Here is a 16140-nt window from a genome sequence, read left to right on the forward strand (position 1 = left end):
GTAACTTTCCCCTTGTAACTTTCCCCTTGTAACTTTTCCCTTGAAACTTCCCCGTCCAACTCCCCAAACACGCCACTTATCGTATCTACTCGAATTGTTAATTTAAAACGCTACACTGGGTGCATCATTTTAAAAACAACGAGAAAGATGAATGAAAGCGCAATTATCACTTTTGAGCTTAGCCTTGGTGACAAGCCTTGGTAGTGCACAAGTTAGTGCGAAAGAAGCTCTGCAATTTAAAGACGTGTTTGATTTTAAATACGCAAAAGGCACCCAACTTTCTGAAGATGGCCAAATTCTTACCTTTAGTGCTGACCCATATCGCGGTAATGCACAAGGTCAGGTTTATACATTAAACAATAACACCCTGCTTGCCAGCGTTGAGCGCGGTACTCGCCCTACTATTAATAAAGCAGCAAACTGGGTGGCTTTTACTCAGGTACCTACCCTGCTTGAAAAAGAAACCACCAAGAAAAAAGATGAGCTAAAAAATAACCTAGTTTTAGTGAATACTAAAAATGGCGAGCAACAAACGTTTAACGATGTAAAAGACTACGCGTTATCGGATGATGGTGTATGGCTTGCTTACCGACTCGATAAGAAAGCAGAAAAAGCAGATAAAAAAGACGACCAAGAAAAAGACGAAAACAGCAGCGAAATCAAGCCAGACAAAAAAGACAAAAGCTTTGATTTAGTGCTTGTTAACCTACAAGACAAAACCACTCACACTGTAAATAATGTATTTAGTTATGCGATGAGCAGTACTGGCGAGCAATTATTAGCAAGCCAAAGCTACAGTGATGGTGCCGACAACCAAGTAGTGTTAGTTGACCTTAATAATGGCTTTGCAACTAGCGTGTTGATTGATGAGCCAGGTGTGGTTGCAAATAAAATTGCATGGCAACCAAACAGTAATACCGCAGCGCTGTTAGTTGGTAATTACGTTAATGATGATACACGCCGACGCGACCACAGCTTACAGCTTTTACAAAACGGCGCACTTTCAACCATTAACTCTACAGATAGCAGCTGGACTATCGGCAAAACAGCATCATTAACATGGTCTGAAGATGGCGCTCGTTTATACTTTGAAAACCACCCTAAACTCGCTGCAAAAGTTGCCTTAAAAGAATACAAAGATGAAGCCTCTTTATATGATTTCGATACCATTCGCGACCAAAAAGGCCTAAACGTTTGGCACAACAAAGACGCTGAAATAAAACCACGCGAAGAGCAGCAATGGAACAAAGCCAATAAGCTGCGCCACTACCAAGCGGTATATCATGTAAATGGTCAGCACGTTGTGCAGTTAAGCACGCCAAACATGCCAGAGGTTTCGCTTAATACTCATCGCGAAGCTCTATTAGGTTACTCAGACCTACCTTACCTAGAACGTGTTATGTATGGCGGTTTTTACGCAGATTACTTCAGCGTGGATGTTAAAACTGGTAAACAAACCGCTATCATCAGCGACTATCCGTTTAGACCAAGCCTTGCGCCAAATGGCCAATTTGCAGCATTTTTCCAAGACAGCCAAGTTCAGCTAAAAGATTTAGGTAACAACAAGGTTTCAACGTTATCTAAAGCAATTAATGCTATTTTTGCCGATGATAAGCATGACTATCCATCGCCTCAACCGGGTTATGGTTTTGCGGGCTGGTTAAACGACAGCAGCCAAGTACTGGTTTACAGCAAATTTGATATTTGGGCTTTTGATGTCGCAACACAAAAGGCAACGCGCCTAACCCAAGGTAAAGAAACCAATACCCAATATCGTGTTATTAAACTAGATAAAGACCAAGTGGGCTTTGCCAAAGACGAAACATTATTGCTAAGCGCAACCAACCTGCAAGATAAGCAAACTGAAATTGCCAAGCTTGACTTAGCAAGCAATAAAGTAAGCAAAGTACTATCGGGTAAAAAGCGCTATGATGTGGTGAAAAAGGCAAAAAATGCCGACAAATACCTATTTACAGCGCAAACATATCAGCAATTCCCTGATTACTACCAAACTGACTTTAGCTTTAAAAAGCCACAGCGTGTTACCAACCTAAACCCACAAATTAGCAACTTTGCATGGGGTGAAAAACCTGAGCTTATTAGTTACAAAGGGTTTGATGGTGAAGATTTACAAGGCGTATTAATCAAGCCAGCGGGCTACAAAAAAGGCGATAAGGTTCCGGTGGTTGTGTACTTCTACCGCTATATGAGCCAACGCATGTATGACTTCCCGAAAATGGAGCTAAATCATCGCCCTAACTTCCCGATGTTTACCTCAAATGGCTATGCGATTTTCTTACCTGATATCCGTTTTGAAATTGGTCATCCGGGCAAATCGTCAACCCAAACGATGATCAACGCCACTCAAAAGTTAATTGATTTAGGCATTGCTGATCCAGACAAAATTGGTTTACAAGGTCACTCATGGGCAGGCTATCAAAGTGCCTTTATGATCACGCAAACAGATATGTTTAAGGCGGTTGTATCGGGTGCGCCAGTATCTAACATGACCAGTGCGTATAGCGGTATTCGCTTAAAATCAGGCCTTGCGCGTCAATTCCAATACGAAACAGGGCAAAGCCGCATTGGTAAAACCTTATTCGAAGCGCCAGAGCTGTACATCGAAAACTCACCCGTTTTCTTTGCCGACAAAGTGAATACCCCAATCCTGATTATGTTTGGTGACAAAGATGACGCTGTGCCTTGGCACGAAGGGGTTCAGTACTATCTAGCGCTTCGTCGCGCAGGTAAAGATGCCACCTTCTTACAATACGAAGGTGAACCACATCACTTGAAGAAGTTCCCTAATCAAGTGGATTTCTCGGTGCGCATGATGGAATACTTTGATCATTACTTAAAAGGCAAGCCAGCTGCTGATTGGATCAAAAACGGCATCCCTTTTATTGAAGAATAAGCAACAAGCTGATTTTCAGCTTAAAGCACACCTCCCCCAGAGCCAGCATTTTTGCTGGCTTTGTTCTATAAAATCAATCAAACAATCTGTTTTTTCGATTTTATCAATCGATTTAAACCCCGGTTTGTAAGTGGAAAGTTAATCAGAACAACTCTATATTTCATCCAACTTCTAACTGGAGACTACACAATGTTTAAAAAATCAACGTCAGCGTTGTCGAAAGTCGCTGTTGCAGTATCTTTACTCGTAGCAACAGGCGTACAAGCGACTAACGACATCAAATCAAACCAATTCTGGTGGCCAGAACAATTAGATCTTAGCCAACTTCGTGCCCATGGCGCAGAATCAAACCCAATGGGTCCTTACTTTGATTACAAAAAAGAATTTTTAAAGTTAGACCTAAACGCAGTGAAAGCCGATATTGAGAAAGTATTGACTGATTCTCAAGATTGGTGGCCTGCTGACTACGGTCACTATGGTCCATTCTTCATCCGTATGGCGTGGCACGCATCAGGTACGTACCGTACTTTTGATGGTCGTGGTGGCGCAGGCGGTGGTCAACAACGTTTCGACCCACTAAACAGCTGGCCTGATAACGCGAACCTTGATAAAGCGCGTCGCTTACTTTGGCCTGTAAAACAAAAATACGGTCGCAGCATTTCTTGGGCTGACTTAATGGCGTTAACAGGTAACGTTGCGCTTGAATCAATGGGCTTCAAAACCTTCGGTTATGCCGGTGGTCGTGAAGACGATTGGGAGCCAGATTACGTATACTGGGGCCCTGAAGGCAAAATGCTAACTGACGAACGTCGTGACAAAAAAGGCAAACTTAAAGGCCCATTAGCGGCAGTTGAGATGGGCTTAATTTATGTAAACCCAGAAGGCCCTCACGGTAACCCTGATCCACTGCTAGCAGCAGAAGACATTCGTTTATCATTCGGCCGCATGGCAATGAACGATGAAGAAATCGTTGCACTTATCGCCGGTGGTCACAGCTTTGGTAAAGCACACGGTGCGAAAAAAGCGACCTGCTTAGACAAAGAGCCTGCAGCTGCGGCTATCGAAGAACAAGGTTTAGGTTGGAAAAACAAATGTGGTAAAGGTCACTCAGAAGATACCGTTACTTCAGGTCTTGAAGGCGCATGGACAGTGACACCAACACGTTGGTCAATCAACTACCTACAAAACTTATTCAGCTTTGAGTGGGTTAAAACGAAGAGCCCAGCAGGCGCAACTCAGTGGATCCCTGAAAATGGTCAAGCATCTAACCTAGTGCCAGATGCACACATCAAAGGTAAGCGTCATGCGCCTATCATGTTCACAACTGATATCGCGTTAAAAGCAGACCCTGAGTTCCGTAAGATTTCAGAGCGTTTCTTAAACGATCCGAAAGAGTTCGAACTGGCATTTGCTAAAGCATGGTTCAAACTAAACCACCGTGACATGGGCCCACGTGCTCGTTACCTAGGTGACTTAGTGCCAGAAGAAGTATTAATTTGGCAAGACTACATCCCTGCGGTTGACCACAAACTAGTAGACAGCAAAGATATCGCGTCACTTAAAGCAAGCATCTTAGATTCTGGTTTATCTGTATCTGAACTCGTGCGTGTTGCTTGGGCGTCAGCAGCAAGCTACCGCGACACAGATATGCGTGGTGGTGCAAACGGTGCACGTATTCGTTTTGCTCCGCAAAAAGATTGGCCGGTAAATAATCCGAAAGAAGTGGCTAAAGTACTGAGCAAACTTGAGAAAATCCAAACTAAGTTCAACAAAAAAGCATCTGACGGTAAAGAAATTTCACTAGCAGATATGATTGTTCTTGGTGGTGCGGCTGCAATCGAAAAAGCAGCAAGCGACGCAGGTTTCTCTATCACAGTACCATTCAAGCCAGGTCGTATGGACGCGTCATTAGAAATGACTGACGTTGAATCATTCGAAGTACTTGAGCCAACGGCAGATGCATTCCGTAACTACTACAGCTCAGCATGGAAATCACCTGCTGAAATGTTAGTTGAGCGCGCTGATTTACTAAGCTTATCAGTACCAGAAATGACTGCACTACTTGGTGGTATGCGCGCCCTTAACGCGAATACTGACCAAACTAAACACGGTGTATTCACGAAAAAACCTGGCACATTAAGCAACGATTTCTTCGTTAACCTATTAGATATGTCAACGAAGTGGTCTAAGTCTTCTGAGGAAGGTGTTTACGAAGGCCGTGACCGTAAGTCAGGCAAACTTAAGTGGACAGCAACACCAGTAGATTTAATCTTCGGTTCAAACTCAGAGCTACGTTCAATTGCTGAAGTGTATGCCTCTGACGATGCTAAACAGAAGTTTGTTGATGACTTCGTAGCAGCGTGGACTAAAGTAATGACGCTAGATCGTTTCGACCTACGTTAATATTTTCGCAACCAACAAAGCCGCTAAGTATAGCGGCTTTTTTATTTTGGATAAAATTCGCTCGACAATCCTGTGTTTTAAGTTAAAAATAACACTTTATTATTAATATCAAGATGTAGGCATTAAGGATGATTGCACGCTTATCACAGCTCATTGTTTTCTATTTACTATGCTTAATTGTGACAGAAAACAGCTATGCGGATCAGGCTAACTCTGTAATCTCTATTAACGAGCGCAGCGTTAATCTTACGCAATTCAACATGAGCTATTTCATCGATAAGCAAGGCAATACTCCATTCACTGAGATACAAAGTGAAAATTTTATCAACAGTAAAAATGAGCTCACTTTAGGTACTAACGCAAAAACGACCTGGTCAAAAATAATCATCAAAAATAACTATAGCGATAGCTTACGTTTATTTGTTCACAACCCCGATGCTTACCATCTAGAAGAGGTGGGATTTTACGAAACCCACAATGGGCAACTCATTAATCAAACAGATGTTTATTTAGATAAATCTGGGGTAAAAGCCAATATGTTTGGCGGGAGTGCCGTTTTTTCGTTTGCTTTAGCACCAGCTCAGCAAAAAATCCTTTATGTGAAATCTGTAACTTACTCACACCAGTGGTTTACTCTTAATATATATGACGAAGAGCACTCTAAACGTGCATTAGTCGGTAACGGTAATTACATTGCGCTACTCGTTGGAATGATGCTTGCGCTAATGATATATAACTTTTTCTTGTATTTATCGGCCCGAAAAATCGAGAACATCGTATACGCCCTATACTTGATTTCAGGCACCGTATGGGTGGCGTTATCTTACGGTGTAGCGGCAAATTTTTTTGGTGTATTTAGTGCAGAGCTTTTCCAACTAAACTCAAACTTACTCAGTATGCCAAGCTTTTTGGTGATCTTTGTAATGCTCATTTTCGAGACCAAGAAACATTACCCTAAAGAGCATATTGCCCTTTCAATTATATTATTGTTGCTTGTTGGCGACTTTATCTACAGCTTATTCGATATCGTTGGCGCATTAAAGCCAGCTAGTAGCTTAGCCGCACTTATGATGACGGTGACATTCGGGGTATCTATTTCGCTATGGCGCAAAGGAAACCCACTAGCAAAATACTTTTTACTTGGTCACTCTATGTTTGTCATTTTCAATATGTTGGCAGTGCTTTATTACAAAGGGATCAGTGATGCTAACGTGATCAATAGTCATGGCGTGGGAATAGGCATTTTACTCGAAGCTTTAATGATGGCGTTTATTCTCTCATACCGAATTAAAACACTTGAAAAAGTAAAAGCGCAGCAAAAAGAGCTCACTCGCTTAGTCGACACAGATCCAATGACAGGCCTGTTTAATCGTCGCTACTTCGATAGAAAAAGTGAAGAGTTAATTGCAGCAACAGCCACAAATAATCAGCCATTATCTTTACTGATTGCCGATCTCGATCATTTCAAAAATATAAACGATACCTATGGGCACGATATTGGTGACAAAGTTATTATTGAGTTTGCCAATATACTTACAGCAAAGCAGCGCAAAGGGGATATAGCCTGTCGCTACGGCGGTGAAGAGTTTGTATTACTGCTTAATTGTAACCTTGAAGATGCCAAGCAGGTTGCCGAACGAATTCGCAAACAAGCACAAGAAACCATTATTAATGTTGATGATACGCAAACAGTTAAATTTACAGTGAGCATTGGTGTTCACAGCGTAGCCCATGCCGCAACTACTATAAAAGAAACACTCACCATTGCCGACAAAGCATTGTATAAAGCGAAGAGTAATGGCCGTAATTGTGTTGAAGTAGCGGCTTAGGGGAGAAAAAATCGGTAAGCGGTATTATGTAGGTCGCCATTTATGGCGCCAAGTTTTAGCGAGACAGTCCTTATAACTATTTTCATTATGCAGCCCCCTTTATTCTGCCATTAGATATTACTCTAACTTTAAATAAATATGACATAAGACATCCTACATTTTAGCTCCATAAAGGGTTCTAAGTGCCATCAAATCGAGTTTTGATGGGACCTTTAACAGGAGAGTCTTATGATTAAAAACAAAGTGGGAATATTTTGGTATGTTGAAAATACGCTAATTTATAAAGCTATTAATACAGCTAATTTAGAAGTAGACACCTTGGGCCTAATTGACAGTCCCTTTTTACACCATGAAGAATGGGAAGAAAACTTAATCTTTGAACAATTTGATATCTATCTGAGCGAGAGCGATTACTACAACTTCCCAAGAGGCAGGGTCATATATAATTTCAACGAATTAGTTACATATATATACTTAGATAGAAAGCTATTTAAAAAGCACATAGTAAAAAAAATTAAGCATGCATTTTCTTTGTTTGAGGTTAAAACAATATTTTTAACCGACCCTCACTATAAATGCTTTAAGAATATTTAAAGGGAATTAGTTTTATGTCTACTTACACACCTGCTGACTTCAAAAGATTACTCAGCGAGTTTGAGGAACTGCCAAAAAGTCAGCTAGAAATGAGTATTTTCGATATATCTGGCTACCCTCACTATGAAAATGTGGCAAGTAATGTACTCGCATTTTATCTTAATCCTCACAATGAACATGGTTTACAAGATTTACTTCTAAGTTCCATTCTTAACAAAGTTGCCATTGAGGATAGGAATCTAAAAAATGTTCTAGTTAGTCGCGAAGAATCTACATTCAATCAAAAGCGGTTAGACTTATTAATTGAAACTGACAACTTACTAATAGGTATAGAAAATAAAATTTTCCATCATCTTAATAATGATTTAAATGACTACAGTTATGCGCTCAAAAAATGGGCTCAACCGAATAATCTAGAGATAGTGAAAATAGTATTAAGTATAAAAAAAGAGCAACCAAGTGATGGTTTTGTAAACGTCACTTATGAAGAACTATTTACTGAGATAAGAAGACGCATGTCTCATTATCAAATCACAAAAAACAAGTGGTACTTTTACTTACTAGATTTTATGAATAGCATTGAAGGACTAGCTGGAAGCAAAATGAAAATTGACGAAAATGATCAGTTTTTTCTAGATAACTTTGAAAAAATAGAAGCACTACTTGGAGAAAGAAATAAATTCTTAGCCAAACTCAATAATAAAGTCGTTGAGCTACAACAAAAAATTGAAAAACCGCCTCAATGCAAAAGGCAATGGATATACTCTAAATCCTGTCTTGTTCATGACTTTGAGTTTTTCTCCTACAAAATAGCCTTTGATTTGTTTATAGCTCCTAGCGGCTGGCAATTACAACTATTCGGTAGAGATGCTGAATCAAAGAAATATTTAACGTTCCTTTTTAATACCATACCATTAAAAGGAACTCAGCAGGGCTATAAAGATTCTAGATACATACTTGAAGAGTTTTGCCTTCATCAAGATTTATCTACGATAGCTGCCAGCTTATTAAAAAGGTTCAGCATGTTATTAGAGTCGCAAGAAAGAGCTGAGATGAAAACATAAATAGAGACTATATTGTGATTATGCTTTGATTATTTATTAGCCAAAACTTAGATTTCAGTAATGTAGGTCGCCATTTATGGCGTCATAAAAAAACGCGCTAGAGCACGACCTACAAACACTTGCTAAGCTAATTCCTAGCTCCTAAAAACTAACAACTAGCAACTTCAATCAACAATACTGCCCTGCTGCAAAGCCGCAGCTCCAGGCGTATTGGAAGTTGTAGCCGCCTAGCCAGCCGGTTACGTCGGTGACTTCGCCGATGAAATAAAGGCCCGGTGACTTTTTAGCTTCAAAGGTTTTTGAGCTTAACTCGTCGGTGTCTACACCGCCAAGCGTTACTTCGGCTGTTCTATAACCCTCTGTGCCGTTGGGTTTAATTTGCCAATTGTGAATGTAATCATGTAACGCGTCGATTTGCGCATGGGTTAGTTGGTTTACATTGCAATCAGGAATTGCTTTGCTGTCGTGCAGCATTTCAACAAAGCGTTTTGGTAAAATTGTCGCAAGGGTATTTTTTAATGACTTTTGACCTTGGCTTTGACGCCAATCTTCGAACTGCTGTTTTAAATCAAGCTCTGGTAACAAGTTAATATACACCGTTTGCCCTGCACGCCAGAATGAGCTGATTTGCAAAATCGCTGGGCCCGAAAGGCCGCGGTGAGTAAACAAGATGTTTTCTTTAAACTGGGTGCCATCTTCACTGGTAACCTGACAAGGAATACTGATCCCCGATAACCCGTCAAAGCGATCTTTATCATGCTGATGCAAAGTAAATGGCACTAATGCCGCCATGGTTGGCAGCACAGTTAAACCAAATTGCTCAGCAATTTTATAACCAATTGGCGATGCACCAAGCTTAGGCATGGTTAATCCGCCCGATGCGACAACTAACGACTCACATTGATAGCTGTCTTGTTCGGTAATAACTTCATAACCCGCATCGGTTTTAGTCACGCTGAGTACTTCGTTACGCAGAGTAATGTTAACCCCCGCCCACTCGCACTCAGTTAGAAGAATATCGACGATATCTTGCGCGCTGTTATCACAAAATAACTGACCCAGTGTTTTATGATGATAAGCCAAGCCGTGACGGTCCACCAGCTCAATAAAGTCATGCTGGGTGTATCGGCTTAAACACGATTTTACAAAGTGAGGATTACCACACAAGTAGTTGTCTGGGCTTGCATTTTCATTAGTGAAGTTACAACGTCCGCCGCCGCTAATTAATATTTTACGGCCCGGCTTTTTGCCCATATCAAGCACAGTAACATTGCGACCACGGTAGCCTGCTTGTGCAGCACACATCAAACCTGCAGCGCCAGCGCCTATCACAATTACATCTACTTGGGTCATTACTCATACTCACTAAAAAAATTTAGCTGATTATAACAAGTTATTTTACATGAGGTGTTAACTGTGAGGTGTTTTTACAAAAAAGATAAAACCAAAAAACGAAATAAAGTAAAAACTCAAAATCTAAAAATTAAAACTTTTTAATTAGAAAAGAACGAAAAAAACACGAAAAAAGCACCATTTAGCCATCTATACATTTAGTTATAACCAAAATAGAGACAAACATAATAAAACGATATTTTAACTTAATTTACATTTATTTTACCTTTGTCCCCCTTCGCGAAAAATATCGTGGAGATTAACATAACAATCTAGGGATCATTATGACAACTAACAACAACTTGAAAAAGTGCGCAATTGCACTGAGTTTGACTGCGTTGTTTGGGACGACGGCAGCAATGGCGACTCCAAACCAACTTATGACACCATCGATGCAGGAAACGGCAGCAAAACTACAAGGTCAAGACGGCTTTGGTACGCAGTTCATCATTAAGTATAAAAACAACAGTGATGAAATGATGACGATGTCGGCAGCAGAACAATCGCCAACTATGATGAACAAAAAAGCTCAAGGCTTTGTTAAAAACTTCACCAGTAAAAAAGGCAAAGTAAAAGCCCAATATGTTCGTGCTATGGCGATGAGTAATCACCACGTAATGCGTGCTGATAAAAAACTTTCTGCTGAAGAAGCGCAAGAGTTCATGCAAGAGATGGTTGCAACAGGTAATGTTGAATACATCGAAATCGACCAAATGTTAAAGCCATTCGCAACACCTAACGACCCTCGTTATAACGACCAATGGCACTACTACGAGCAAGCGGGTGGTTTAAACCTACCTACCGCTTGGGACACAGCAACAGGTAGTGGTGTAGTTGTAGCGGTACTCGATACAGGTTACCGTCCGCATGTTGACCTTAATGCCAATATTTTACCGGGTTACGACATGATCTCTAATCTGTCTGTAGCAAATGACGGCGGTGGTCGTGATAGCGATGCACGCGATCCGGGTGATGCAATCAGCGCTAACGAATGTGGTTACACACATAGTGCACAAAGCTCTAGTTGGCACGGTACTCACGTTGCAGGTACGGTTGCAGCAGTGACTAACAATGGAGAAGGTGTTGCCGGTGTTGCATACGATGCGAAAGTAGTTCCTGTTCGTGTACTTGGTAAATGTGGTGGTTTAACGTCTGATATCGCTGACGGTATTATCTGGGCTTCAGGTGGTTCTGTATCAGGCGTACCAGCGAATGCTAATCCTGCTGATGTTATCAACATGAGCTTAGGTGGTAGCGGCTCATGTAGCTCAACAACGCAAAGTGCCATTAACCAAGCTCGTAACAACGGTTCTGTGATCGTAATTGCTGCAGGTAACGATAACGATAACTCTGCGAACTACAACCCAGGTAACTGTAATGGCGTTGTAAACGTTGCATCTGTAGGTCGTGACGGTGGACGTGCTTACTACTCAAACTATGGTAGCAACATCGATGTTGCAGCACCAGGTGGCGCACAAAGCTTTGCTAATGACTCTGAAGGTGTTTTATCAACACACAACTCAGGATCTACTGGCCCAAGCAGCGATTCATATCACTACTCGCAAGGTACGTCGATGGCGGCACCTCATGTTGCGGGTGTAGCGGCGCTAATTAAACAAGCGAAACCATCAGCAACACCAGATGAAATCGAAAACATCTTAAAATCAACAACGCGTTCATTCCCAGCAACATGTACTAGCTGTGGTACAGGTATTGTTGATGCGGCAGCTGCTGTTGCAGCAGCATCAGGCACAACACCGCCACCACCAACAGGTAACGTGTTAGAAGATGGCCAAGCACTCACTGGTTTAAGTGGTTCAGCTAGCAGCCAAACATTCTACACAATGGAAGTACCAGCAGGCGCAACGAATGTAACTTTCACTATGAGTGGTGGAACAGGTGATGCTGACCTTTACGTTCGTGCCGGTAGCGCTCCAACAACATCAACTTATGATTGTCGTCCGTATGAAGGCGGTAATAACGAAGTATGTTCTATCGATAACCCAACTGCGGGTACTTATCATGTCATGCTTAACGGCTACTCTGCTTATTCAGGTGTTAGCTTAGTGGGCGATTTAACAACTTCAGGTACTGGCACAGGTGCACCGCAAGCTGGTGGTGGTACAGTAACTGATATTTCTGCAAGTGCAGGTCAATGGAAACACTACACGATTGACGTGCCAGCAGGTATGGCAAGCTTCACAGTAACAACGTCTGGTGGTTCTGGCGATGCTGATTTATTTGTTAAGTTTGGTAGCCAACCAACTACTTCAAGCTATGACTGTCGTCCGTACAAAAACGGTAACGCAGAAACATGTACATTCAGTAACCCACAAGCAGGTACTTGGCATTTAAGCTTAAATGCATACAAAACCTTCTCAGGTCTGACATTGGATGCACAGTATCAACCTTAATAGTTGATCTCCCCTTACCCCCAGGGACTTTTAGCCGGACTCACGTCCGGCTTTTTTGTACTTATATCAATAAAACGAATTGCTATTAAAGCTTTTCGAGCACAGCTTCAGCGCGGCTTACTACAAACTCTTTGTCTTGTTCAACAAACAGACCTGTTACCGTTTGGTTTTCAACAATCATCGCATAACGCTTTGAACGTACACCACCAAAGCCAGCTGTGTCTTTATCTAAACCAAGTGCTTTGGTAAAACTTGCATCACCATCAGCAAGCATACGAATATGCTCAGCATTATGAGCTTCACCCCATGCTTTCATTACAAATGCATCGTTTACAGATACACAGTAAATTGCATCAACGCCTTTTGCGGTAATTTTATCAGCTAAAGTAATAAACTCTGGTAAGTGAGCATTTGAGCAGGTTGGTGTAAATGCACCTGGCACAGCAAATAGCACCACTTTTTTATCGGCAAATAGTGCCTCTGTTGATAAAGTTTGCATGCCTTCACTGGTTAATTCGCTAAGGGTTGCCGCAGGTAAAGTTTGGCCTTGTTCGATCATCGTGATTCCTTGAAATAAAATAAGAATACAGAGTATATACCCAAAAAATTGAATACCGCATGATTTAAAGGCAAACAATGCACTACATTGCTCGCCCTTTGAAGAGTTATAAACCTAAGCTGGCTTTAATGGTATGCATTTGCTCTTGTAGGCGATGCTGAATATCACTAACTAATGAGTTTGACTCACCTACCTGCCCTTTCATGCTTTGCATTGATTGGCTAAAGTTTTCGAGTAAGGCATTTTGCTGTTTAGCCAGCTCCATGGCATCAAACGCTACTTTATTGGCATCTTGCGCGTTGCCGGCTACGCCTTCTGAGTTACGTTTAAGTTCTTGAGCATTTTGTGTTTGCAGCTCAGCATCATTAGCCAGTGCGCTAATTTGCTCTGAAACCATCGTTGAATTTTCACTCAAGCGATTAAGTTGGTTGTTAATATCATCAAGCGAGCCTTGTGTTTGTCTAGCCAGCTTTCGTACTTCGTCGGCGACTACCGCAAAACCCCTACCATGCTCACCAGCACGCGCCGATTCAATCGCCGCATTTAACGCCAATAAGTTGGTTTGTTCAGCAATGTTTTTAATTACTTCAATGACTTGACCAACATCATCGACCCCTTTTAATAACTCTTTTAAACTCTCAAGACCTTGTTCAACTCGCTGCTCTGTGTGAGAGCTCGCCGTTAACATACTGTCGGCAAAACCAAGGCTCTGCTCCATCGCATTAAAAGTCTGTTTAGCATTATCAGCGACTTGGCTATTAATGTTATTTACTTGCTCACCTATATGTTGAATATCGCTCAGTAAATCTTGGTTTTGCTCTACCTGAGAATGGCTGGCATCGGTTTGCTGGGCTATGGTATGTAAGTGCTCGCTCATTTCTAGCATAAAGTCATTAATAACCTTAAGCATTTGTGCTCGCTCTTCAGCCTCAGCACGTTGACGCTCTATTAATTGATTAAAGTAACTGGCAATTTCGCCTACCTCGGTTTTCGGGTTTTTACTCTCAATATTTTTAAGTTCATTACTTTCAATCAAGAAGGCAAAACCATCACGCAATTGACGCAGTGGATTAAGCACTTGGTTACGCTGCACAAAATACACACCACCCGCCAACACTACAAGCATGCCAATAGCGACACAAAACACGATAAATACTTGCTGTTTAAGATTGCTTTGTTCGTCTTTTAGCTTTTGCTCAGCACCGAGCACGGTTACAGATAACGCACCGATTTGTTCGCGTAATGCTTGCATACCCGTTTGACGTTGCTCAGCTTGTTCAAGAGTAGATGCCAAGTCACGGGGAAAACGTTTAGGCCAGCTACTTAGCTCTGCTTTAATATCACCCGCTAAATCTTCAGCTTCTTCACCAAAAAACAAAGCATCTTCTTCAACTTCACTCATAACACCTAGGTTATCAAGGCTGTCGATTTTATCTGCGAGTGTGTTCAGTGTTGTAACTGTTTGCGTAAGGCTACTTTTAGTATCTTGATCATAGTTAAGAACCAACTTATAAGTATACAAAGCAAGTGATGTGACTTCGCTGTAATAGTCAGCGGCAAGTTGGTAATACTCAAGTGCAAGCGCTGTTTGCGGCTCTGCTTTCTTAGCATAACCAATTAACGATGAGGCAGAACCGGCCATTTGTCTTATCGAGTTATCAAGTAAAGCCATTTCGTTACCAGACAACTTGCCCAAAGCGCGATATTTACCATTAATGTCTTTATCTAATTCAGTGAGTTGCGTATTCAGTGTTGCTGCTAACTCATTGGGAAGTCCAGCTAATTGCTGTGCTTTAATCTCACTAATCAGTGCTGAGGCTTTAGTTAAGTACTGGCTGTCACCTTGTTCTAAATAGTCATCTAGGTAACTTTTTAAATCAATTATGATGGTGTTTTTAAGCTTGTTATAAGCGTTATCTTGCTGCTCTATTCCTATTAATGTTTGGCTTGACCAGAACAGAGTGGCTGCCAGTAAGATACTGGCGAGTGTGAGTAAAACGGCCAATAGCCGAGTAAATGATGACACGCGCATAAACGATATTCCCAAGTAACGTTACGCGCGTAGAATATTAACCTTTTATGACAGTTTGATGTAAACCGTAAAAAATAACAGGTAAAAGCGATAACAACTAACCCAAAAGGGTTAAATAAATACCAATTCGCTTAATATTGCGGATGGTATCAGACCATTGCAGCTTTTACGTATACATCAAAGCGGTTCTTCTTGGTTTTGATTTGCATACTCGGGGTTTTGTCATTTAGAAATGGGGCGTAATCAGGGCGCTTCACAACTACTCGCTTACTAGCAAGCGGATAAGCAAATTCTAATAGATCATCGGCATCGCTATCTCCGCCAACAAGCTCTTGGAATACTCGCATTTCTTTTTTAACTAGGGCTGATTTTTCACGATGAGGAAACATAGGATCTAAGTACACAACATCAGGTGTATCACTACACTGCGCTAGTAAAGTATGGCTTGAGCCAAACACTAGGCTCATGTTTTCTTTCATCCAAGGGCCAATTTCAGCATCGTTATAGGCGCGTTCTAGGCCGTCAAATAATAGTGCAGCTACCACTGGGTGGCGCTCATGCAAAATCACTTTACAGCCTAGTGATGCCAGTACAAAGCCATCGCGGCCAAGGCCTGCAGTGGCATCAAGCACCACTGGCGTGGCACCTTTGTTTAACCCTACAGCCTTAGCTATTGCCTGCCCTTTACCACCACCAAACTTGCGTCGATGAGCTGCAGCACCCGTTACAAAATCAACATGAATAGCACCAAGCTTTGGCTCATCCTTTTTTTTCAAACTCAAGCCCTGATCGTCATAATGAAGCGAAAAGCCCGCATTAAGCTCAGCCCACTTGGCTAAACCAAAACGTTGCTCTATGGCATCTAAATAAGGACGCATTTCTTTAAAAGGACAATGAATTACCACGTATAACTCCGAGCTATTTTATTCGGCGCCAGTA

General features: G+C 41.6%; 10 protein-coding genes. 6 read left to right on the plus strand and 4 right to left on the minus strand.

From position 1 onward, the window contains the following. The first annotated feature begins 151 nt into the window (after nucleotides 1–151). The 5 genes from QL229_RS13595 (at nucleotide 152) to QL229_RS13615 (ending at nucleotide 8804) form a co-directional block, all read left to right on the plus strand. Nucleotides 152–2914 (plus strand): prolyl oligopeptidase family serine peptidase, encoded by a 2763-nt coding sequence (locus QL229_RS13595; protein WP_281547069.1) that lies wholly within the window; start codon nucleotides 152–154, stop codon nucleotides 2912–2914. Nucleotides 2915–3103: 189 nt separating this feature from the next. Next, the gene (katG, locus tag QL229_RS13600; protein ID WP_199527337.1) at nucleotides 3104–5317 is read left to right on the plus strand and encodes a catalase/peroxidase HPI; all 2214 of its coding nucleotides are present in this window, start codon (nucleotides 3104–3106) and stop codon (nucleotides 5315–5317) included. A 128-nt stretch (nucleotides 5318–5445) separates the two neighbouring features. Then, nucleotides 5446–7146: a diguanylate cyclase gene (locus QL229_RS13605; protein ID WP_281547070.1), complete on the plus strand. Its 1701-nt coding sequence runs from the start codon at nucleotides 5446–5448 to the stop codon at nucleotides 7144–7146. Nucleotides 7147–7374: 228 nt separating this feature from the next. Further along, the gene (locus QL229_RS13610) at nucleotides 7375–7740 is read left to right on the plus strand and encodes a hypothetical protein (protein ID WP_135922696.1); all 366 of its coding nucleotides are present in this window, start codon (nucleotides 7375–7377) and stop codon (nucleotides 7738–7740) included. A gap of 14 nt (nucleotides 7741–7754) precedes the next feature. Further along, nucleotides 7755–8804 (plus strand): PD-(D/E)XK nuclease family protein, encoded by a 1050-nt coding sequence (locus QL229_RS13615; RefSeq protein WP_135922697.1) that lies wholly within the window; start codon nucleotides 7755–7757, stop codon nucleotides 8802–8804. A gap of 168 nt (nucleotides 8805–8972) precedes the next feature. Here QL229_RS13615 and QL229_RS13620 read toward each other — a convergent pair whose 3' ends face one another. Further along, nucleotides 8973–10157, minus strand: coding sequence for an NAD(P)/FAD-dependent oxidoreductase (locus QL229_RS13620; protein ID WP_281547071.1), 1185 nt, complete (start codon nucleotides 10155–10157; stop codon nucleotides 8973–8975). Nucleotides 10158–10480: 323 nt separating this feature from the next. Between QL229_RS13620 and QL229_RS13625 the strand changes: the two genes are divergently transcribed. Further along, nucleotides 10481–12610 (plus strand): S8 family peptidase, encoded by a 2130-nt coding sequence (locus QL229_RS13625; RefSeq protein ID WP_135922699.1) that lies wholly within the window; start codon nucleotides 10481–10483, stop codon nucleotides 12608–12610. Nucleotides 12611–12695: 85 nt separating this feature from the next. Here the strand turns inward: QL229_RS13625 and QL229_RS13630 are convergent, their stop codons facing one another. The 3 genes from QL229_RS13630 to QL229_RS13640 form a co-directional block, all read right to left on the minus strand. Continuing rightward, complete coding sequence (locus QL229_RS13630; protein WP_063529354.1) at nucleotides 12696–13169, minus strand: peroxiredoxin; 474 nt, start codon at nucleotides 13167–13169, stop codon at nucleotides 12696–12698. Nucleotides 13170–13275: 106 nt separating this feature from the next. Then, nucleotides 13276–15201 carry a methyl-accepting chemotaxis protein gene (locus QL229_RS13635; RefSeq protein WP_281547072.1) on the minus strand — a complete coding sequence of 642 codons (1926 nt, stop codon included), beginning with the start codon at nucleotides 15199–15201 and terminating at the stop codon, nucleotides 13276–13278. Between the two features lie 149 nt (nucleotides 15202–15350). Beyond that, a complete protein-coding gene (locus QL229_RS13640) occupies nucleotides 15351–16106 on the minus strand; it encodes a class I SAM-dependent methyltransferase (protein ID WP_135922702.1) in 756 nt (251 codons plus the stop codon). Nucleotides 16107–16140 lie beyond the last annotated feature (34 nt).

The sequence above is a fragment of the Pseudoalteromonas sp. PAR1 genome (genome assembly GCF_947311895.1).
Taxonomy (GTDB): Bacteria; Pseudomonadota; Gammaproteobacteria; order Enterobacterales; family Alteromonadaceae; genus Pseudoalteromonas; species Pseudoalteromonas lipolytica_C.